The organism is Flavobacterium limnophilum (assembly GCF_027111315.2).
Classification (GTDB): Bacteria; Bacteroidota; Bacteroidia; order Flavobacteriales; family Flavobacteriaceae; genus Flavobacterium; species Flavobacterium limnophilum.
This window is the reverse complement of record NZ_CP114289.2, coordinates 2609972-2632153: the sequence shown is the minus strand read 5'-3', so window position 1 is coordinate 2632153 and position 22182 is coordinate 2609972. Positions and strand designations below refer to the sequence as shown.

General features: G+C 37.1%; 21 protein-coding genes. 8 read left to right on the top strand and 13 right to left on the bottom strand.

Going from position 1 to position 22182, the window contains the following annotated elements; genetic code table 11:
- The first annotated feature begins 33 nt into the window (after positions 1–33).
- Positions 34–1083 carry an endonuclease/exonuclease/phosphatase family protein gene (locus tag OZP13_RS10915; protein WP_281297157.1) on the top strand — a complete coding sequence of 350 codons (1050 nt, stop codon included), beginning with the start codon at positions 34–36 and terminating at the stop codon, positions 1081–1083.
- Between the two features lie 384 nt (positions 1084–1467).
- Here OZP13_RS10915 and OZP13_RS10910 read toward each other — a convergent pair whose 3' ends face one another.
- The 6 genes from OZP13_RS10910 to OZP13_RS10885 form a co-directional block, all read right to left on the bottom strand.
- Positions 1468–2085 (bottom strand): WbqC family protein, encoded by a 618-nt coding sequence (locus OZP13_RS10910; protein WP_269240181.1) that lies wholly within the window; start codon positions 2083–2085, stop codon positions 1468–1470.
- Positions 2086–2192: 107 nt separating this feature from the next.
- Positions 2193–3950 (bottom strand): signal peptidase I, encoded by a 1758-nt coding sequence (gene lepB, locus OZP13_RS10905; RefSeq protein ID WP_281297156.1) that lies wholly within the window; start codon positions 3948–3950, stop codon positions 2193–2195.
- A gap of 75 nt (positions 3951–4025) precedes the next feature.
- The gene (gene dapB, locus OZP13_RS10900; RefSeq protein WP_281297155.1) at positions 4026–4727 is read right to left on the bottom strand and encodes a 4-hydroxy-tetrahydrodipicolinate reductase; all 702 of its coding nucleotides are present in this window, start codon (positions 4725–4727) and stop codon (positions 4026–4028) included.
- A gap of 81 nt (positions 4728–4808) precedes the next feature.
- Positions 4809–5375, bottom strand: coding sequence for a DUF5683 domain-containing protein (locus OZP13_RS10895; protein WP_281297154.1), 567 nt, complete (start codon positions 5373–5375; stop codon positions 4809–4811).
- Positions 5375–6274 carry a ParB/RepB/Spo0J family partition protein gene (locus OZP13_RS10890; RefSeq protein WP_281297153.1) on the bottom strand — a complete coding sequence of 300 codons (900 nt, stop codon included), beginning with the start codon at positions 6272–6274 and terminating at the stop codon, positions 5375–5377. Before OZP13_RS10890 ends, OZP13_RS10895 begins: the two co-directional genes overlap by 1 nt.
- 4 nt (positions 6275–6278) lie before the next feature.
- Positions 6279–7046: a ParA family protein gene (locus OZP13_RS10885; RefSeq protein ID WP_281297152.1), complete on the bottom strand. Its 768-nt coding sequence runs from the start codon at positions 7044–7046 to the stop codon at positions 6279–6281.
- Between the two features lie 247 nt (positions 7047–7293).
- Here OZP13_RS10885 and OZP13_RS10880 point away from each other — a divergent pair, with 247 nt between their 5' ends.
- The 4 genes from OZP13_RS10880 (at position 7294) to OZP13_RS10865 (ending at position 12416) form a co-directional block, all read left to right on the top strand.
- Positions 7294–8412, top strand: coding sequence for a glycosyltransferase family 4 protein (locus tag OZP13_RS10880; RefSeq protein WP_281297151.1), 1119 nt, complete (start codon positions 7294–7296; stop codon positions 8410–8412).
- Positions 8409–9482 carry a glycosyltransferase gene (locus tag OZP13_RS10875; protein ID WP_281297150.1) on the top strand — a complete coding sequence of 358 codons (1074 nt, stop codon included), beginning with the start codon at positions 8409–8411 and terminating at the stop codon, positions 9480–9482. The genes OZP13_RS10880 and OZP13_RS10875 overlap by 4 nt, the downstream gene beginning before the upstream one ends.
- Before the next feature lie 3 nt (positions 9483–9485).
- Positions 9486–10838: an O-antigen ligase family protein gene (locus OZP13_RS10870; protein WP_281297149.1), complete on the top strand. Its 1353-nt coding sequence runs from the start codon at positions 9486–9488 to the stop codon at positions 10836–10838.
- 183 nt (positions 10839–11021) lie between these two features.
- A complete protein-coding gene (locus OZP13_RS10865; RefSeq protein WP_281297148.1) occupies positions 11022–12416 on the top strand; it encodes an exopolysaccharide biosynthesis polyprenyl glycosylphosphotransferase in 1395 nt (464 codons plus the stop codon).
- Position 12417: 1 nt separating this feature from the next.
- Here the strand turns inward: OZP13_RS10865 and OZP13_RS10860 are convergent, their stop codons facing one another.
- Positions 12418–13551, bottom strand: coding sequence for a lipoprotein N-acyltransferase Lnb domain-containing protein (locus tag OZP13_RS10860; RefSeq protein WP_281297147.1), 1134 nt, complete (start codon positions 13549–13551; stop codon positions 12418–12420).
- Positions 13552–13576: 25 nt separating this feature from the next.
- Positions 13577–14650, bottom strand: a complete 1074-nt coding sequence (locus tag OZP13_RS10855; protein ID WP_281297146.1) for a putative type IX sorting system protein PorV2 — start codon at positions 14648–14650, stop codon at positions 13577–13579.
- 435 nt (positions 14651–15085) lie between these two features.
- On the opposite strand from OZP13_RS10855, the gene OZP13_RS10850 reads away from it, so the two are divergent.
- On the top strand, positions 15086–15796 hold the full coding sequence (locus tag OZP13_RS10850) for a CDP-alcohol phosphatidyltransferase family protein (protein WP_269240169.1): 711 nt from the start codon (positions 15086–15088) through the stop codon (positions 15794–15796).
- A 7-nt stretch (positions 15797–15803) separates the two neighbouring features.
- On the top strand, positions 15804–16667 hold the full coding sequence (locus OZP13_RS10845) for a glycoside hydrolase family 25 protein (protein ID WP_281297145.1): 864 nt from the start codon (positions 15804–15806) through the stop codon (positions 16665–16667).
- Here the strand turns inward: OZP13_RS10845 and OZP13_RS10840 are convergent, their stop codons facing one another.
- From OZP13_RS10840 to OZP13_RS10820, 5 genes are all read right to left on the bottom strand, one after another.
- Positions 16668–16904 carry a DUF5808 domain-containing protein gene (locus tag OZP13_RS10840; RefSeq protein WP_269240167.1) on the bottom strand — a complete coding sequence of 79 codons (237 nt, stop codon included), beginning with the start codon at positions 16902–16904 and terminating at the stop codon, positions 16668–16670.
- Positions 16905–16920: 16 nt separating this feature from the next.
- Complete coding sequence (lptB, locus tag OZP13_RS10835) at positions 16921–17661, bottom strand: LPS export ABC transporter ATP-binding protein (RefSeq protein ID WP_269240166.1); 741 nt, start codon at positions 17659–17661, stop codon at positions 16921–16923.
- A gap of 86 nt (positions 17662–17747) precedes the next feature.
- Positions 17748–18095: a carboxymuconolactone decarboxylase family protein gene (locus tag OZP13_RS10830; protein ID WP_269240165.1), complete on the bottom strand. Its 348-nt coding sequence runs from the start codon at positions 18093–18095 to the stop codon at positions 17748–17750.
- The gene (gene tatC, locus OZP13_RS10825; protein ID WP_281297144.1) at positions 18079–18903 is read right to left on the bottom strand and encodes a twin-arginine translocase subunit TatC; all 825 of its coding nucleotides are present in this window, start codon (positions 18901–18903) and stop codon (positions 18079–18081) included. Before tatC ends, OZP13_RS10830 begins: the two co-directional genes overlap by 17 nt.
- Positions 18903–19868 carry a KpsF/GutQ family sugar-phosphate isomerase gene (locus OZP13_RS10820; protein ID WP_281297143.1) on the bottom strand — a complete coding sequence of 322 codons (966 nt, stop codon included), beginning with the start codon at positions 19866–19868 and terminating at the stop codon, positions 18903–18905. Before OZP13_RS10820 ends, tatC begins: the two co-directional genes overlap by 1 nt.
- Positions 19869–19954: 86 nt before the next feature.
- Here OZP13_RS10820 and OZP13_RS10815 point away from each other — a divergent pair, with 86 nt between their 5' ends.
- Positions 19955–22150 carry a RecQ family ATP-dependent DNA helicase gene (locus OZP13_RS10815; RefSeq protein WP_281297142.1) on the top strand — a complete coding sequence of 732 codons (2196 nt, stop codon included), beginning with the start codon at positions 19955–19957 and terminating at the stop codon, positions 22148–22150.
- Positions 22151–22182: the final 32 nt, after the last annotated feature.

The window sequence follows — 22182 nt, the reverse complement described above, 5'->3', positions numbered from 1 at the left end:
TAGTTTGTCAATTAACAACAAACAAGCATAAAAATGAAAAACCTTTCATGGTTTAATAAAGTGATGTTTTTTTTGAATATGGTGCTTACCGTATCGACTTTCGTTGCTTATGTTTTGCCTTTTTTGGCACCAAAGGTTTTTCCGCTTTTGTCGGTTTTGACCTTGTTTATGCCCTTGTTTTTTGTACTGAATGGACTGTTTTTCCTGTATTGGGGGATTCAATTCAAGAAGCGAATGATTTTGTCGGGTTTGGTGCTTTTGATGGGCATTACTTTTATCAACAAGTTTTATAAATTTTCAGCAAAAGAATATGCGGTTGAAGAGAAAGATTTTGTTGTAATGAGTTACAATGTGCGTCTTTTCAACGTATTCAAATGGTTGGATCGAGATGATGTGCCCGATGATATTCTGGCTTTTATCAATGATAAAAACCCCGATATATTGTGTGTTCAGGAATATTCCAATTCGGCCAATATTGATTTAAAAGTCTATCCGCACCGGTATATTTTTATGGAAGGGAACCAGATTAAAACCGGACAGGCTATTTTTTCCAAATTTCCAATTATCGATCAAGGACATATCGTGTTTCCAAAATCGAGTAATAATGTCGTTTTTGCCGACATCAAAAAAGGGAAAGATATTGTCAGGGTGTATAACATGCATTTGCAATCGATAAAAATTTCGCCCGATGTCACCGAAATAGATGAAAATATTGATGTCATCAATGAAGGCGGAAAATCACAAAAGCTTTTTACTAGAATTAGTAAAGCTTTTATGCAGCAGCAGCAACAAGCCGAAATATTCAAGGAACACAAAAAAGACTGCCCTTATCCCATCATTATTTGTGGAGACATGAATAACAGCGCCTTTTCTTATGTATACCGCAACATCAAGGGGAAATTGAAAGACAGTTTTGAAGAAGCCGGAAAAGGGTTTGGAGCCACTTACAAATTTCGGTATTATCCAGCGAGAATCGATTATATTTTTGCCGACAATACCATGAAAGTCAAGAAATTCGAGAGTTTTCCTGATTTCGAAAACTCGGATCATTACCCAATTATGGCTCGATTATCAATGGAATAAAAGAATTCAAATTTCATTCAATTTTAATTAATGGATTTTTTTTAGTACATTTCAATTAAAACCTGAAACATTTAAAATAGCCCCATCTGAATTTAAAAACAGTATACTAAATTTGAATCAAAAATAAATCAACTCACATCAACAGCCTTGTGAAACTTTACTAAAAAATAATATCGGTATGTTTGGAATATGGAAATTGGAATTATTGTGGCTTTTATCAATCACAATTGGAATAATAATTGTAGCAAGAACAAAAAATATATCATTGAAAGAAAAATGTATGTGGATAATTTCTATTATAATTTTCAACTTCTTAGCTATTCTGGCATTTTTGATTTTGAAAAAAATAAGATGAAAGCATCATTTTTTTATAAAAAAGAGAAGTTACTTCTGGTTTTTCAAATAATCCAAGGCGTATCTTCCTTCGTTAAACAACAAATCCAGAATACTTAGATTGTTCAAAAATCCATGTTTTTCGCCAAAAACTTGGGTGTAAGCTTCAAATTGTGCATTGTCCTTTTTTCCATCTGCCAAAGCTCTAAAGTCTAAAATAGTGCTGGAATCCACTTCGTGAAAGTATTCGTTTGTCGTTTCATATTCGAATTTCATTCGCAAACATTTGGAAACAATTTGCATCGCTTCGAAATTCAAATCCATCAAGAAACTGTGTTTTTTTTCAAAAATGGGACGAATGTCATCTTCAAAATATTCAAAGAAAGGAGAGGTTCTATAAGCGGCTTCCAGTGATTTGAAATGTTGTTTTTGCCAGTCAAAAGCGGTTTCAATCTTGGTGTCCTTCGTTTTTTGATGACGACCTTCTAGCGAATGTTTTACAGGAATATTCAATAACTGGATTCCGTTTGGACTGTAAATATAAGTTCGGTTGCGATTGGTTTGTTTCTGGAAATTATCTTCCATTTCAAACACAATTTTGTCAGATTGTGCCATGGCCACAAAATGACTAATTGAGGGAAAATAGGTAGGATGAATAAGAAGGTTCATTTTTAATTAGTTTTAAAATGGTTTAAGATTGTTTAAAATGGTTTAAAGGTTAATTTATTGTGCTTAAACAACATTAAACCTTTAAACCATTTTGAACTTTTAAACCTCTAAATTTTCTCTTTTCTCTTGTTCCAAAAATATTCCCCCACAAAAAAGGCGGCCAAAAGAAGCATGAATATTTTAAAATACGATTGGGGTTGACCATCACCGCCAACGGTGGTAAACAATCTATCCCAACGGATTTTTCCAAATCCTTTGCCATTCGTGTCCCAACTCATCCAAATAAATACTGGTTTTCCAACGATGTGGTCAGCGGGAACATAGCCCCAGTAGCGGCTGTCTTCCGATCTGTGGCGATTGTCACCCATCATCCAATAGTAGTTTTGCTTGAAGGTATAGGTTTTTGTTTTTACTCCATTGATGTAAATGTCGCTGCCTTTGACTTCCAGTTTGTTTTTTTCGTATTCGGTGATGATTCGGCTATAAAAAGGTAAAGTCATAAAGTTTATGGCTACCGTTTTTCCTTCTTCTGGAATGTATATTGGGCCATAGTTGTCAATTGTCCAGTTTTTTAAATTTAAAGTATTTGGAAAGATATCGTGAAATTCTTTTATGTAAATTATTGACTTCTTTTTCTTTAAAATTTCAATAAACTCTTTTGGAAGATTATATATTCTTATAACATTATCTGTTTTCTCATCTATTGCAAATTGATTAGTTTCTTTGATTCGAGCTATAATTGTTAAAAAATCATCTTGTATTTTTGGGTTATATTTGAAATCATAAGTTAGAGTATTGTTCTTGTTTGGTTGTTCAATTATTTTTTCAACATTAGTTACACCACTTGTGCTTTTCAAAATATTGACTTTTTCTTCAGTTAGAGCTGGGAAATAAAGGGTACTATCATTAGCAAATCCACCTCTGTCGTTTGGATAGTTATTTAAGTCATTAAATAATTTATTATAATCTATATTGTTTGAATGCTTGAATTTGGCAGTATAAGTATTTTGAACTTTAGCTCTTTCCGGCAATGCCAATACTTTTCCGTTGATGTAAACAATGCCGTCCTTTATGGATAAACTGTCACCTGGAATTCCAACGCAACGTTTTACATAATTCGATTTTTTGTCAATTGGTTTGATAACGGCTTTTCTGCCAGATCTATCAAAAAATTGGTAAACAGTATCCGCTGGCCAGTTGAAAACCACGATGTCGGAATGTTTTATTTTTTCGAAAGCCGGCAACCTAAAATAAGGCAATTGAGGCCAACTCAGGTAAGACTTTCTTTTGGTCAATGGAATCGAGTCGTGAACCATTGGCAAAGCCACGGACGTCATTGGAACTCTCGCACCATAATTCATCTTGCTCACAAACAAAAAGTCGCCCACCAACAATGATTTTTCCAATGAAGAGGTAGGTATCGTGAAAGGTTGAATAACATAAGTATGAACCAAAGTGGCCACGATAATGGCAAAAAGCAAGGAACTTACCGTGTCAGCCGTTTTGTTCTCGGAATTTAAACTACGGTCGGCCACATAATCTAATTTTTGGGTATAATTAACATAATAAATGTAGAAACCAAAAGTGGCGATGCCTAAAAATGTGTCCAAAGAAGATTTTTTGCCAAAACTTCTTAAGGTTTCAACCCAAATAACAGGAAACATGATCAGGTTGATAATGGGAATGAAAAGCAAAAGTGTCCACCAAGTGGGACGACCGATTATCTTCATCAAAACGATGGAGTTGTAAACAGGAATGGCTGCTTGCCAACGTCTTCTGCCGGCTGCTTCATATAATTTCCAAGTTCCTAAAAAGTGTATTACTTGTACAATCAAGAAAAATACAAACCATTGAAATGCTGTCATATTATTTTGTTTAAAGTTTAAAGTTTAAGGTTTAAAGTTGTTCAACTCGGAACTAGAAACCTTAAAGCAACAAATTTATTTTGAAGTTAAAACATCTTTCATCGTGAAAACACCGTGTTTGCCTACAATCCATTCAGCGGCAATTACGGCACCAAGGGCAAAACCTTCGCGATTGTGGGCAGTATGTTTGATTTCAATGGAATCTACCGACGAATTGTAAGTTACGGTATGCGTTCCCGGAACCGTGCCAATTCTTTTGGCTTCGATATGAATTTCTTTTGAATTAGGGGTTTCCATTGTCCAATTGGTGTAATCGCTGTTTTCAATGACTCCTTTTGCCAACGAAATGGCGGTTCCACTAGGTGCATCCAGTTTTTGGGTATGGTGAATTTCTTCCATTTCTACCTTGTAACTGTCAAATTTGGACATCATTTTGGCCAAATATTCATTGAGTTCAAAGAAAAGATTGACACCCAAACTAAAGTTGGAACTCGAAATAAATCCTCCATTTTTTTCCTTGCAAAGGACCAACATTTCGTCATAATGTTCCAACCAACCTGTTGTTCCTGAAATTACGGGAATATTGGCGTGGAAACAACTCGATATGTTGTCTACTGCAGCCGTTGGAACACTGAAATCGATGGCCACATCAGCATTCGAAAGTCCGTCATAGGTGTTGAATTCGTCTTTTTTCAAAACAATTTCATGTCCTCTTTCCAGGGCAATTCTTTCGATTACCTGTCCCATTTTTCCGTATCCTAAAAGTGCAATTTTCATTATATTTTTTTAAATTTCAATTTTTATCTTTTTTTTCAGTATAACTTTCCTGTATTTCCCCCTTCGGGGGTTAGGGGGATTCTAAAAATTATAATTAAATGTTAGTCCAACATTTGTCCTTGATGTTACATCATTCAAATAAATATTTGGTTTCAACGACAAATTTTCATTCACGTTGAATTGTATTAAAGCTGCGTCAACATTGGCGTCTATAATATTTAAAACATAAAAACCAACAACGAACAAGGCGGACAAATCTCGATTTCGTTGGTAAAATTTTTGGGCAGAAATTAAAGTGGCATCATCATATCTTGCCAGTTCTTCGCCTCTTCCAAAACCTTCCAATCTTCGCTTGTATTCATCTCGATATTGGTTGTAACTTTTATTGCTGTCGATATAATAATAAAGACTCGTTCCAATGGCGCCGTAAACAATGGGGATTTTCCAGTATTTTTTGTTGTAAGCCTGTCCCAATCCCGGTAAAATAGCCGAATAAAAAGCTGCTTTTGCGGGCGTCAAAGGGTCAATGTCGTTTGATTTCAAGGTGTCTTTTGCTATCAAGGCAGTCTCGTCGGTTTTCTTTTGCGAAAAAACGGATTGGCTTCCTAAAAAAAAGAAGAGTAAACCTATGAAAAATATTTTATTCACTACCCCTTTATTAGTTTGATAATTCGGTTGAAGTCTTCTTCGGACTGGAATGGAATAGTGATTTTTCCCTTTCCGTTTCCGGCAACTTTAACGTCGACTTTGGTGCCAAAATAAGTGTTGAAAGTGTTTTTTTGATCCTCTTCAATTTCGAAAGAAGCTGCTTTAGCTTGGGTTGCAGGCTTGGGTTTCAAACTTTCTTGATAATTTTTGACCAATGCTTCGGTATCTCGAACCGAAAGATTCTGGCTCACGATTTTTTGGTAAATATCGGCTTGAATGTCTTGGTCTTCGATGTTGATTATGGCACGACCGTGTCCCATGCTGATGAAACCATCTCGGATTCCGGTTTGGATAATCGGATCCAACTTTAAAAGGCGTAAATAGTTGGCAATTGTGGAACGTTTTTTTCCCACGCGGTCGCTCATTTGTTCCTGTGTCAATTGAATTTCGTCAATCAACCTTTGGTACGAAAGCGCAATTTCTATGGGATCCAAATCGTGGCGTTGAATGTTTTCAACCAAGGCCATAATCAAGGATTCGTTGTCGTTTGCAATTCGAATATAAGCCGGAACAGTGGTCAATCCCACTAATTTTGAAGCACGAAGACGTCGCTCTCCCGAAATTAATTGGTATTTGTTGAAGTCTAATTTTCGAACAGTGATGGGCTGAATTACGCCCAATTCTTTTATGGAAGTCGCTAATTCTCTTAAAGATTCTTCGTTGAAATTGCTTCTGGGTTGAAACGGATTTATTTCGATGGCATCAATTTCAAGCTCGATAATGTTTCCAACCACTTTGTCGGCATTTTTATCGCTCACTGATTTGATGTCGTTTTCCGGATCTTTCAACAATGCCGATAATCCTCTTCCCAAGGCTTGTTTTTTTAGTGCTTGTGCCATAAAACTATTTACTGTTTTTCTTTATAATTTCTTGTGCCAAATGTAGGTAATTTATTGCACCTTTACTCGTGGCGTCATAGTTGATGATGCTTTCGCCAAAACTGGGAGCCTCGCTCAATTTGACGTTTCTTTGAATCACGGTTTCAAAAACCATGTCGTTGAAGTGTTTTTGAACCTCTTCGACCACTTGGTTGGATAAACGCAATCTGGAGTCGAACATGGTCAAAAGCAATCCTTCGATATCTAAATCGGTATTGTGGATTTTTTGGATGCTTTTTATGGTATTCAATAATTTGCCCAAACCTTCCAATGCAAAATATTCGCATTGAATTGGAATAATCACTGAATCTGACGCCGTCAAGGCATTTAGCGTAAGCAAACCTAGCGAAGGCGCACAATCGATTATGATATAATCGTACTCCTCCTTGATGCTTTCCAATGCTTTTTTGAGCATGTATTCCCTGTTTTCTTTGTCAACCAATTCGATTTCGATGGCCACAAGGTCAATATGGGAAGGGATCACGTCCACGTTTGGAGCCGTGCTTTTTATTGTTGCCTCCCTTGGCGTGTTGCTGTGCTCGAGAATTTGATAGGTTCCGATTTCCACGGTTTCCACGTCAATTCCTAATCCTGAAGTGGCATTTGCCTGGGGATCAGCATCTATTAGTAACACTTTTTTTTCTAAAACACCTAATGAAGCAGCGAGATTTATGGACGTTGTCGTCTTTCCTACTCCTCCTTTTTGATTAGCAATCGCAATGATTTTACCCATTTATTTTTCTAAATTTTGAACGGTAAAAATACAATTAATTATGGTTTCTGAAAATCTATTTTGTTAACAAATGTTAAGGTCTGATTAGTAGCCGACTTTCGGACAATAGTTCTTGGGATTTTAATTGTTCTTGGCAGCTTTTTTTTGAAATAGGCTAAAGACAAAATTTAATTTTCCCTTTGATAATGATTAGATTTAACGATATATTTACTGCTGGAAATACAAATTCGCAACTGAAAACCTTTAAATGAATTTTGTCATCATTACCCACGTGCCACATATTGTGGAGCAGAATCAATATTTTGCTTATGCTCCTTATGTTCGGGAAATGAATATTTGGACAAAACAGCTTGGCAAAGTGGTTGTTGTTGCCCCGGAATCCAAATCCCGGAAGACTCCAATTGATATAAAATATGATCACGAAGATATTGAATTCGTGGCTGTTGCCGGTTTTGATGTTTTGCATCTGAAATCCATTTTCAACACAGTTTTTAAAACACCCGGAATTTGCTGCAGCATTTATTTGGCAATGAAAGATGCCGATCACATTCATTTGCGCTGTCCCGGAAATATGGGTTTGCTAGCGACTTTACTCCAGATTTTATTTCCAAAAAAGATTAAAACAGCCAAATATGCCGGCAATTGGGATCCGAAATCGAAACAACCGTTGAGTTATAAATTGCAAAAATGGATTTTGTCTAATACCTTCCTGACTCGAAATATGCAGGTTTTGGTTTATGGAAAATGGGAAGAAAGTTCCAAGAATATCAAACCTTTTTTTACGGCAACTTATAATGAAGCCGATAAATTACCTATTATTTCCAAAGATCTGAAACAGAAAATCCGTTTTGTTTTTGTGGGAGCTTTGGTATCGGGCAAAAATCCGTTATATGCCATTCAATTGGCGGAAGCCTTGCACAAAAATGGTCATGATGTTGCTTTGGCTTTGTTTGGGGAAGGGGCAGAACGTAACGAATTGGAGCAATATATTGGTAAAAACAATTTGGAAAACATCATTTCATTGAAAGGAAACCAAACGCAGGAAATAGTCAAAAAAGCCTACGAACAAAGTCATTTTGTTGTTTTGCCGTCCGATAGTGAAGGTTGGCCAAAAGCCGTGGCCGAAGGAATGTTTTGGGGTTGTGTTCCTGTGGCAACCTCGGTTTCTTGCGTGCCGTTTATGCTGGATTATGGCAATCGAGGTCTTTTATTGGAAATGGAATTGGAAAAAGACCTGAATCAATTGGACACTGTTTTGAAAAATGAAATCGATTATCAAATCATGAGCGAAAAGGCGACGGATTGGTCCAGAAAATACACCTTGGATGTCTTCGAGGAAGAAATTAAAAAACTGTTGACACCATGAGAATTCTCCAAATCATAGATTCTCTTGAGGCTGGCGGTGCCGAACGAATGGCGGTGAATTATGCCAATGCACTTGCCGTTACAATAGATTTTTCAGGATTGGTGGTAACTCGAAAGGAAGGGCCTCTTTTGAATCAGGTCAACAATAAGGTTTCTTATTTGTACTTGAACAAGAAAGGAACGATGGATTGGAATGCACTTTCGACCTTGCGAAAATTTGTGGCAAAAAATAAAGTGGAAATAATTCACGCACACAGCACTTCTTTTTTTCTGGTTTTTCTTTTGAAGTTAACTTATCCGAAGGTGAAATTAATTTGGCACGACCATTATGGTGACAGCGAGTTTTTGTCCAAAAGGCCTTCGTTGGCTTTAAGGGTGACACTGCCTTTTTTCAGTGGAATTATAGCCGTAAACCAAAATCTAAAACTTTGGGCGGAACAAAAAATGCATTTTAAAAATGTTGTTTATTTGCCTAATTTTCCATCCTTGGGGAATAATGTTTTGGGAAATACGATTTTGAAAGGAATTCAAGGGAAACGAATAGTATCTTTGGCGAATTTGAGAGAACAGAAAAATCATTTTTTGTTGCTGGAAGTGGCCCAAAAAGTGCAACTGTCGCATCCGGAATGGACATTTCATTTGGTGGGAAAAGATTTTGAAGATAATTATTCGAAAGAAATCAAGAACCTGATTTTGGACTTCAATTTGCAAAACAATGTTTTTATTTATGGTTCGAAACAGGATGTTGGAAATATTCTGGAGCAGTCAACCATAGCGGTTTTGACTTCAAAATCAGAAGGTTTGCCTGTGGCGCTGCTGGAATACGGTTGGTCTGCAAAACCCATTGTCGTGACGAATGTTGGAGAAATTCCTTTGTTGATTCAAGATGGTGTCAACGGATTTATGGTTGAAGCTGGAAATGTACTATTGTTTTGTGATTCATTGGTGGAATTGATGGAAAGTGAAACCTTTCAAAACGATTTTGGAAAAGCTCTTCAAGAAACTGTCAAAATTAATTATTCAGAAAAAAACGTGATAAATCAATATTTAGGTTGGTTGACAAATAAGTAAAAAATGAAAAAAGACGAAATCCTGTATCTCAATTTAATCCTCTTCCACGTCGGAATTGGATTTTTGGTGTTTGTATTGCCGTTTTTTTCCAAAATTTACGGGTATTTGATTTTTATATTGTGGGCTCTTTATATCATTAAAAAACAGAACAAAAATAATGAAGCCTTGATGGCCGCTGCTTATGTGGTGGGTAGTGAAGTTTTTTTGAGGATGACGCACGGGAATCCCCTGTATGAAATTTCCAAATATGGGGTAATGGTTTTTATTTTCTTGGGAATGTATTTTAGCGGATTTTCAAAAAATGCCACGCCGTATTGGATATTTCTATTATTGTTGGTTCCCAGCGTGGTTTTGACAACTTTTGTATTGAATTTCGATACTAATATGAGGAATACTATCGCCTTTAATATCTCGGGTCCCGTCTGTTTGGGAGTGTCCTCGCTTTATACTTTTAGGCGAAAAATATCCTTGGACCAAATCAATTCTATCCTTCTTTCGATGGGATTGCCAATTATTAGTTGCATGGTATATTTGATATTTTATACTCCAAATATTAGGGACGTCATTACCAGTACCCAATCTAATTTTGAAACCTCTGGAGGATTTGGTCCCAATCAAGTGGCCACCATTTTGGGAATGGGAATGTTTATCTTTTTTTCCAGGATAATTTTGGAATCCAAGACCAAATACTTGGTCATCATTAATTTAATTATCGCCTTGAATATTACTTATCGAGGAATGGTTACTTTTTCTCGTGGGGGAATGGTTACGGGTTTTTTGATGATTATCTTGTTGATTTTCTTTCTCTACACAAAATCTAATTTTGCCGGAAGGGTAAAACTCAATTATTTGATTGTATTGTTGTCTATTGCCATGGCGGCAACATGGGCATATACTTCTTTTCAGACAGGTGGACTAATCGACAAACGTTATGCCAACAAAGATGCGGCGGGAAGAGTAAAAGAAAGCAGGTTCACGGGTAGGGAAGAAGTGGCCAAAGGGGAAATTAACATTTTTTTGGATAATCCAATTTTTGGCGTTGGTGTTGGAAAAGGCGTCGAAGTTCGAAAAGCCGAAACTGGGGACGGTACTTTATCCCATGACGAAATTACCAGAATGCTGGCAGAACACGGTACTTTGGGAATTATTGGATTGTTGATTCTGTTTTTTACGCCCTTGTTTTTGTATTTGGAAAACAAATTCAACATGTATTTATTGTGTTTTGTAGCCTTTTGGTTTTTTACCATCAATCATGCGGCTATGCGAACCGCGGCACCGGCATTTGTTTATTCTTTGTCTTTGCTTAATGTGTATTTTAGCGAAATTCCCAAAAGGAAAATTGTGCCGAATTTATAAAGACGATTTATGTTTTGTTGGTAATAGAATGATGGAAAATAAATGCTTTTTCATTAAAACCAAGAGAAATTTAGGCTTCTTGTAATTTGACTAAATAGGATGGAGTTTACCGATTTTTCAATGATTTCGGGATTGGTTTGTGTAAATTTGTTTTTTTTTTTAATTGAATCAGTAAAAGTAGTAATGAACAAGAATAGTAAAATTCATTTTGAAGTCTCGGAACGGAAGGTTTTGTTACGGATTTTTGATGTTGTATTTGTTTTATTGGCATTGCATTTTACAGGAGATGTGTTGGATTTGAAATATCTTGCCACTTCGACTATTCATTTTCAATACGCCATGGTTCTCGCACTTTATCTCAACGGAGTTGGAACCGTGTTTGAAATGTACAACCTTCAAGTAGCCAGCAATCAATTTCAAGTAATGAAAAGCACTATTCTTACTGCTTCGACGACTGTTTTGTTTTACTTGATGACGCCTATTTTTTCTGCTGAATTGCCTACAAATAGACTTCAAATTTTGTTTTTTTATTTTACCTTGCTTATTGCATTGATTTTATGGAGGATTTTTTATGTCAAATTTCTGGCTTCCAATAGATTTGTGCAAAATGTGATATTGGTTTGTGATAGAGAACAGATGGAAGAATTGATTTTAGACCTCGAAAAATCGGATCCCCATTATAGAATTGTTGCCTATGTTAATTCTGATAACACCAATAACAATAGTCAGAAATACCATTTTATACAACATCTCGAAATTGATGATTTAGTGTCTTTTGTCAATGAAAATAATCTGTTTGAAATTGTTGTTGCCTCCCAAAAAACCGATGACATCACCGTTGAGTTGTACCAAAAATTACTTCATTTGCTGGAAAATGGAACCACAATCCGCGAATATTCCCAAGTATACGAATATAAAACACAACGTATTCCTGTGCATTATATCACCAGGGATTTTTACAAGTTTTTCCCTTTTAACAGAAGCAACAGCAACCAATTGTATTTGCTGAATTTAAAAATCATGGAAACACTGATTTCCATCGTGGGATTGTTGTTCGGAATGTTTATTATTCCTTTTGTATTACTGGGAAATGCGATTGGAAACAAGGGAAAATTATTTTATACCCAAGAACGTGTGGGTAAAAACGGCAAAATATTCCAAATACTCAAGTTTAGGACCATGATTAATAATGCCGAGAAAGCCGGTGTTGTTTTTTCGACTCCCAATGATAGCCGAGTGACGCCTTTTGGGAAATTCATGCGCAAAACCAGAATAGACGAAATTCCGCAATTTGTCAATATTTTAAAAGGGGAAATGGCCGTCATTGGACCAAGACCCGAGCGCCCTTTCTTTGTCAGGGAAATTGCCGAAATAATGCCTTTTTATGAAACCCGACACGTCATAAAACCTGGACTTACTGGCTGGGCACAGGTCAATTATTCTTACGGTGAATCAATGGAAGACAGCCTGATTAAACTGCAATATGATTTGTATTACATCAAACATAGAAGTATTTTTATGGATTTGAACATTACCATCAAGACCATAAGCACGGTTTTGTTTTATCGCGGTCAGTAATCTATACCACTACCGGAATTCGTTTGCTGTTTTGAAAGGCGATTTTTATCAACAAGACCGTACTGGCCAATACAAGAGGCAGCACAATCAATAAATGTATTTTGTTCAACATAAATACCACGTAAACAAGGAGGAAAAAGAGGTTCAGCAAGGATAAATTGATGATCCATTTTTTGTTTTTGGTATAATAAAAATAAATCAATACAAGTAATAAAGGATTAAATAACAAGATGTTGTAATTGTTGGCCAACTCCAGGTGAAAGGAATAAAATCCCATAAATCCGAAAAACAATCCCAGCAATCCCATAATGGAAAGATAAAACAAATCGATGCTTTTCTTGTTGATGACGACAATAAACCCAAGCAACAGGATGAAGGTGTAAATATTGTCCCAAGAACAACTTGGCGCTTCTTTTTTGAATTCCAGGAGGGTTTTGCTTTCCTTGCAAAGCGGGCGATTTTCAAATTGGATATGTTGCAAACTTTTATGCAATTCGAAAGGCAGGAATATTTGGGTTCCATAATTATCCACTTTACTCCCGAAAATGATGCTGGTACCCAGCTTTTGATAAAAAGAATTGTCAAAATAAGGATAAAGGATGGTTCGATAAGTTTTATCCGTGTCGGTTTTTTTGACAACCACTTTCGAACCCAGTGTTTTGTTCAGGATTTCAACAACCATCGAGGTGCAATTTCTGTCGATAAATTTATAAGTATAATAGCGTTCTTCCGAAGCAAGGGCAGTATTCAAATTGTCGAATAATTTCTGTTTGTATGCCAATGGAATAATCAATTCTTGTTCGAAAACGCTTCTTTGTTCATAAGTGTATTGATTCATGAAATCCGAAAAAGAATGGGCGATGGCAAAATATTGCAAATCTCCTTTGGCGAATTTCACGACAAAATTTGGCGTGGCAAAATCAAAAGCACCATAATTATAAACCACGTCCAGATTGTTGTTCGTGTCGGTTATTCTAAGGGCGGTGTGTCCGAAAAGAGAATAGGATTCGTTGCCGGTATCGCAAGTGATGATGCTGGCACGAGCGTTGTTTGACAAGGAGATGTTCTGTCCAAAACTGCTTATCGAATGGATTAACAATAAGGAAAAAAATATTTTTTTTAGTAATGAATTCATTTATAACGGTGTAAAAAGAATAAAATTAATTTCTGAACTGCCCCAAATCTACTTTTACTGAAAAAATATTCGAATACAAGGCGGCACTTTGATTTCCTAAATTGGTCAAGGCATAATCAATTTGTATGCCCTTGTATTTGAATCCCAAACCGATATTGGGCTGGAAACCCACTTTTTCAGTATTGTCAATTTGTTGTATGTTTTGAAAATTCCCAACACCGGCACGCAAGAAAACCAAGTCGGTATAGCCAAATTCAAGACCTAGCGCAGGATCAACACTGGCAAAATCTGTTGAAATGACGTCGTTTGTTTTGGTGAAAACCATATTGACATTGGCTGCAGCCAAAAGACTGTAATCATAATGAATAATAAACTTTTTGGACAATCCCAATTGGGCTTTTGGAGCCGTGATTTCGGTGCTTTCAGGCAATTCCTGATTTTGTCCCGGAACGGCGTTGGCGATTTTTTTGTATTCAGCTTCGTCAATGCTCCAAACATTATAGGTCGTCGTAATATCGCGAAGCATCAGGCCAAATTGCCAATCGTCATTTTCGAATTGTATTCCGGCATCAAATCCAAAACCCCAAGAACTGGCAAATTGTCCAATAATTCGGCGAATCACTTTGGCATTGACCCCATATTGAAATCCCGGAACTTGCAATCTTCGAGCGTAGGAAAAAGTGACACCATAATCGGCAGTAGAAAAAAGACTGATGCGATTGTAGTCAATATTGCCTTGATTGTCGATTAGTTCGGTGGTATTCATGATGTCGTCCACACCAAAACGAATCAGGGAAATCCCCCAAGCGCTTTCGTCGTCGATAGGTTTTGCATAAGCTATGTAGTCGTATTGGGCAATATTGGCAAAATAATTGGCGTGCATCAAGGATAGCTCGTGGTCTTCCAGATGAACCAATCCCGCGGGATTCCAATAGCCCGAATTCACGTTTTTGGTATGTGAAGTCACGGCGTTTGCCATTCCCAATGCAGCGGCGTCAACACCAATATTCATAAACTCGTTCGAATATTTTCTGACCGTTTGCGCATATGAACTGACGCAAATCAAAAGAAGGAAGATGAATGGATTTTTTTTTAGCATGGATTGTTTCGCAGACCGATGTATCGTTTAATTTTTTCCAAAAATATAATTTTTTAATGAGCTTACTCCTTTATTGGGTCAAATAATAAGCCTCAAAGAGAGTGTTGTTGAAAATCTCTACTAAAAACGCACTTCTCATTCAGATAGTATAACGCGTTGGGTGTGATTATATTTTTGAGTATGGCAAAAGTATGGCAAGTGTATGGATAAAGCATAGGTATAGTAACTTTATAGTAACTATATAGTAACTGTATAGTAACTCTGTAGTAACCTTGATATAGTACTTACCTAATAGTAAATAGAGTGGAATTGCAGATAGCAACTTAAAAAACAAGTTTACTAATATCTAATCAATATTTTTTGTTTTAAATAATAGCACCCAACGGGTTTATTGTATTAAATTTGTGGACTTCGAAACATTAAATCTACCAAACGATGCAAATAAAAAAACACATTCCCAATATAATTACGTTGCTTAATCTTTTTTGCGGTTGCATTGCCGTAGTTTTTGTGTCGGAATTAAATTTTGAAATGGCTTTCTATTTTGTCTGTTTGGGTATTTTTTTGGATTTTTTCGATGGATTTTTTGCCAGATTGTTCAAGGTGGCCGGAGAATTGGGTTTGCAATTGGATTCTTTGGCAGACATGGTTACAAGCGGTGTCGTTCCGGGTTATGTGATGTATTGGCTGTTGCAACAATGTCAAGACCCTGCAGCTCCAATTACGATTTTGCCGTATTTGGGTTTCATCATCACTTTGGGTTCTTGTTACCGTTTGGCCAATTTCAATATTGATACGCGTCAAACCGATTCTTTTATTGGCTTGCCAACTCCCGCCAATGCCTTGTTTATATTGAGTTTACCATTGGTTTTGAAATATTCCAATTCGTTGGTTGTTTTCGATATTTTGACGAATCAATGGATTTTGTTGGCCATCACTTTATTCAGTGCTTACATTCTTAATGCAGAAATCCCTTTGTTTTCCTTGAAAATAAAAGATTTTACTCTCAAGAAAAATGCTCTTCAAATCGTCTTTTTGACTTTGTGTGTTTTGTTGTTGGTTTTCTTCCAATATTTGGCCATTCCATTGGTTATTGTTACTTATGTTTTGTTGTCGGTTGTCAACAACAAGTTCCTGAAAAAGTAATTTTTCAATGAGGCGAACAACCACTCGAAGAAAACCTGTAGTCCGAAGAAAACCCAGGAAGAAAACTTTTTTTTTCTCTGGAAAGCTGCGCAGTTATTCGATAATTGGATTTTTTATCTTGCTGTTTCTTGGAGTGGGCTACCATTATCGCGATGGATTTCTGTATTATTTGGGTTTTAAATCCTATAAATTAAAATACGAACAAGCCGAAGCCAAACGCATTTCGGATGTTCGCAATTACCAGGTTTTAGAAAATCATCAAGGCAAAGCAATAGGTCTGGACGTTTCCGAGTTTCAAGGAGAAATCGATTGGACTTTGGTAGAAACCATCGAGGAAAAACATCCATTGGAGTTTGTTTTCATTCGAGCTACTGCTGGAAATGATAGGGAAGATAGTCAATTTGAGGAAAACTGGCTTGGCGCCAAAAGTCGAAAAATGATTCGTGGCGCTTATCATTATTACCGTCCCAACGAAAATTCATTGGAACAAGCGCAACTTTTTATCAAAACCGTGCATCTTCACAAAGGCGATTTGCCACCTGTTTTAGATATTGAGAAACTGCCCAAAGGTCAATCTTTGGATAGCCTAAAAATAGGATTAAGGCGTTGGTTGAAAGCCGTGGAAGCTCATTACAAGGTCAAACCCATTATTTATACAGGCGAGAAATACTACGATGATTTTTTGAAAGATGATTTCTCGGATTATCTTTTTTGGATAGCCAATTATAATTTTTATCGGGAGAAAATAGGCGAGGATTGGTTGTTTTGGCAGTTTACCGAAAAGGCTTCCGTGACGGGAATAAAAGGCAATGTGGATGTTAATATCTATAATGGCGATGTGGAGCAGCTGCGGTTTATAACGATGGAATAGTTATCTTTTTCTTATAATAACAAATACAACCAGCAAGAAAAACAACATCATAATTACAAAAAACAACACCGAATTGGGATTGGCAAAGTTGATGGTGAAACCCATCATGGGGTTTCTTTTTGGTGGTAACAAACGTCCGTCTTCTTTGTTGTAATAAAACAATCCCCAAATCCAGTTGTTGGGGTCTTTGCGCCATCTTTCCTGTGTTTCTGGACTTGGGTTGTCTGGATCTTCCATTTTAATGTTCTGACTTTTAAAACTCCAATTTCTTTTTTCTCAATTCGAAATTCTGTCCTAAATAGACGCGACGTACCATTTCGTCTTCCACCAATTCTTCGGGAATACCGGCTTTTAGAATACCTCCTTCAAACATAAGGTAGGTTTTGTCCGTGATGGCCAGTGTTTCTTGTACGTTGTGGTCGGTAATCAGGATTCCAATGTTCTTGTTCTTTAATTGAGCCACGATTCTTTGAATGTCTTCAACGGCAACAGGATCTACTCCCGCAAAAGGTTCATCCAACAAAATAAATTTGGGGTCAGTGGCTAAACAACGGGCAATTTCGGTACGACGACGTTCTCCTCCCGAAAGCAAATCTCCACGATTGGTGCGAATGTGTTGCAAACCAAATTCATCGATTAAACTTTCCATTTTGGCTTCTTGTGCTTCTTTGGAAAGCTTGGTCAATTGCAAAACGCTCAAAATATTGTCTTCGATACTCAGTTTTCTGAAAACGGAAGCTTCTTGTGCCAAATAGCCAATCCCTTGTTGGGCTCTTTTATACATTGGATAATCGGTAATGTTTAAATCATCCAGATAAATATTTCCGGAATTGGGTTTTACCAATCCCACAATCATGTAGAAAGAAGTTGTTTTTCCGGCTCCGTTTGGTCCCAAAAGCCCGACGATTTCGCCCTGGTTTACCTCTACTGAAATGCCTTTGACTACACTTCTTCCTTTATATGTTTTAACTAGATTTTCGGCTCTTAATTTCATTTTTTGAGGTTATTCGATTATTTTCGGTTGTTCGCTTATTCGACAAATTAACGAATAAACAAATCACCAGATCTACCATTTAACAATTATTTGTCTTCTTCCAATTCTTCCCAAAACTCATAGGCTCTGCGCAAATGAGGCACTACAATTGTTCCACCCACAAGCGTTGCAATTCCCATGGCTTCCATCATTTCTTCTTTTGAAAGGCCTTCTTTATGGCAGTTTTCCAAGTGGTATTTCACGCAATCATCACAGCGTAACACCGTCGAGGCTACTAAACCCAAAAGTTCCTTGGTTTTTACGTCAAGTGCTCCTGCTGCATAAGCATTGGTGTCAAGATTGAAAATTCGCTTTACAATTTTGTTGTTGTCTGCCAATAATTTTTCGTTCATCTTGGAACGGTAATCGTTGAATTCTTTAACTAAGTTGCCCATCTCTTTTTTGTTGGTTTTTATAAACAATTGACGAAATAAATATACTTGCTTCATAGATTACAAGCATCGGGATGGCAACAATTAACTGGCTCACGACATCAGGAGGTGTTACAATTGCAGCAACAATAAGGATAATTACCACGGCATATTTCCAATATTGTCTTAAAAATTGTGGTGTCACTAGTCCCAATTTCGTTAAAAAGTAGATGATTATTGGTAATTCAAAAAATAATCCACTGGCAATAACCGATGTTTTTATCATGCCAATGTAGGAATCAAAACTGAATTGATTTTGTACTACGTCACTAACTTTGAAGGTTGCAAAGAAATTAACCGACATAGGAACCACGACGAAGTATCCAAATAGAACTCCAAGAAAGAATAGGGAAGATGCAATGAATATAAAGAGTTTTGCATGTTTTCGCTCATTTTCATATAAAGCTGGGCTAATGAAATTCCATAGTTGCAGCAAAATATAAGGGAATGCCAAAATAAAACCAGCCGTTATACATGTCCAGACCAAGATGTTTACCTGGCCTTCCACATCTATATTTTGGATGATAAACGGCATTTCGGTAACGCATATGCTGTCGGCAAAACCCAATTGGTGTGATAAATCACAAAAAAAACGATAAGTAATAAAATCAGGGCTTTTTGGGCCAAAAATTATGACATCAAATATATAATCGCTGACAAAAAAAGTAAATGTGGCAAATACCAATATGGCAACGGTGCTTCTGACTAACAACCATCTTAATTCTTCGAGATGGTCTAAAAACGACATTTCTTTAAGTTCCTTCTTTTCCATTATATGATTCCTTCTTTTAAAATGTCGTGTAAATGTAACACACCTTTATACTCGCCTTCGTCCACAACAATAAGTTGGGTAATGGAGAAATCTTCCAGGATATTCAAGGCGTCTACCACCATAGTTGTGGATTGTATCATTTTAGGTTTTTTTGTCATGATGTCTTTGGCAGACAAATGGGTAAAAGTATCGTTGTCGTTCAACATTCTTCTAATATCTCCATCGGTAATGATTCCGATTACTTTTTCGTCTTCAACAACAGCGGTAACTCCAAGACGTTTTTCGGATATTTCGAAAATTACTTTTTTTATGGGTGCGTCCGGTGTGACCATTGGTTTCAAAGAATTTTCGAGCATGTCTTTCACGCGAAGCAATAGTTTTTTGCCCAAGGCACCACCAGGATGGTATTTGGCAAAATCCTCGCTGGTAAAATTGCGCAATTGCATCAAACAGATGGCAAGAGCGTCACCCATGACAAGTTGCGCCGTGGTACTGTTGGTAGGAGCTAGATTATTCGGGCAAGCTTCTGCATCCACAGTTGTGTTCAACACATATTTGGATTCTTTAGCCAAGAAAGAAGTCGTGTTTCCAGTCATGGTTATTAATTGATTTCCGAAATTTTTTATCAAAGGAACAAGTGCTTTGATCTCGGGACTATTGCCGCTTTTTGAAATGCATAGGACAATATCGTCGGGTTGTACCATCCCTAAATCACCGTGAATGGCCTCCGTGGCGTGCAAAAAGATAGATGGAGTTCCTGTAGAATTGAATGTGGCGACCATTTTTTGGGCAATAATCGCACTTTTTCCAATGCCTGTAATAATCAATCTTCCTTTTGAATTAAAGATGATTTGTGTTGCCTCGGCGAAGTTAACGTCAATGTAATCAATTAGTTTTGCGATGGACTCACTCTCGGAAAGAATGGTGTTTTTTGCTGAAATCAGAATGTTTTCCTTTGTGTCCAAAATAGAATTTTTATAAAAATTTGTATGTATAAAAGAAATTAGTATCTTTAGTGGTGCAAATTTATGTAAAATACCATTAATAAAGAATGAATTCAAACGAAATTGATATCCACAAAGAATTAAAGAAGTATTTCGGCTTTAACCAATTCAAAGGGTTGCAGGAGCAAGTTATAAAAAGTATTCTCAACAAGGAAAATACTTTCGTGATTATGCCGACAGGTGGTGGAAAATCACTTTGCTACCAATTGCCAGCCTTGATTCAGGACGGCACAGCCATTGTTGTTTCTCCATTGATTGCCTTGATGAAAAATCAAGTTGATGCCATTCGAAGTTTGTCTTCCGAAAATGGGATTGCCCATGTACTCAATTCATCACTTACCAAAACGGAGATTGCCCAAGTCAAGAAAGACATCACTTCTGGTTTAACAAAACTCTTGTATGTAGCTCCGGAATCATTGACCAAGGAGGAATATTTGAATTTCCTTCAAACGGTGCCAATTTCTTTTGTTGCCATCGATGAAGCACATTGCATCTCGGAATGGGGACACGATTTCAGGCCAGAATATCGAAATTTGAAAGGAATTATCAAGCAATTGGGAGATATTCCCATTATTGGTCTTACGGCTACCGCCACTCCAAAAGTGCAGGAAGATATCCTCAAAAATTTGGATATGTCCGATGCGACAACCTATAAAGCATCGTTCAATAGGCCTAATTTATATTATGAAGTACGTACCAAAACTAAAAATATTGAATCGGACATCATTCGGTTTATAAAGGCGCATAAAGGAAAATCAGGAATTATTTATTGCCTGAGCCGCAAAAAAGTAGAGGCGATTGCCGAAGTTTTGCAAGTAAACGGAATAAGTGCGGTACCTTATCACGCAGGATTGGATGCTAAAACGCGTGCCAAGCATCAAGATATGTTTCTTATGGAAGACGTGGATGTGGTGGTGGCGACGATTGCCTTCGGAATGGGAATTGACAAACCCGATGTTCGTTTTGTAATCCATCATGATATTCCAAAATCATTGGAAAGTTATTACCAAGAAACGGGTCGTGCCGGTCGCGATGGAGGCGAAGGACATTGTCTTGCTTATTATTCCTATAAAGATGTAGAAAAACTCGAGAAATTCTTGTCGGGAAAACCTGTTGCCGAACAAGAAATTGGCTTTGCCTTATTGCAGGAAGTTGTGGCTTATGCCGAAACATCCATGTCAAGAAGAAAATTTCTATTGCATTATTTTGGTGAAGAATTCGATAACGAGACTGGTGACGGTGGCGATATGGACGACAATGTTCGTAATCCAAAAGTTAAGGTGGAAGCCAAAGACCAAGTCGTTAAACTACTCGAAGTGGTGCGTGATACCAAACATATTTATAAATCCAAAGAAGTGGTTTTTAGCTTGATTGGTCGTGTCAATGCAGTCATAAAAGCGCATAGAACGGACAGTCAGCCATTTTTCGGTTCGGGTGCCGATCATGATGAAAAATACTGGATGGCATTATTGCGTCAGGTATTGGTGGATGGATTATTGTCTAAAGATATTGAAACCTATGGCATCGTGAAAATCACCAAGAAAGGCTTGGATTTTATCAAAAAACCACAGTCTTTCATGATGTCTGAAGATCATGAGTACAATGAATCTGAGGACGAAGCCATTGTAACCGCAGCGAAATCAGGCGGAGTTGCCGATGAGGTTTTGATGGGAATGCTGCGTGACCTGCGTAAAAAAGTGGCCAAAAAATTGGGAGTTCCGCCTTTTGTGGTTTTCCAAGATCCTTCACTTGAAGACATGGCCTTGAAATATCCAATTTCGATGGATGAGTTAATCAATACCCATGGCGTTGGAGAAGGGAAAGCAAAAAAATACGGCAAGGAGTTTATAGCCTTAATCAGCCAATATGTGGATGACAACGACATTGTTCGTCCAGATGATTTGGTGGTAAAATCTACCGGAGCCAATTCTATCAATAAATTATACATTATTCAAAATATCGACCGGAAATTGCCGCTCAGCGATATTGCTTCTGCCAAAGGTTTGACCATGGAGGCCTTGATAACGGAAATGGAACAAATCGTAAATTCTGGAACCAAGTTGAACATAAAGTATTGGATTGATGATATGTTGGACGACGATCAGCAAGAAGAAATTCACGACTATTTTATGGAATCCCAATCCGATAATATTGAAAATGCGCTCAAAGAATTTGAAGGCGATTATGATATTGATGAATTGCGCTTGATGAGAATCAAGTTTATTAGTGAAGTAGCAAATTAAAAAGTATTCAGTGTTCAGTCGCAGTATTCAGT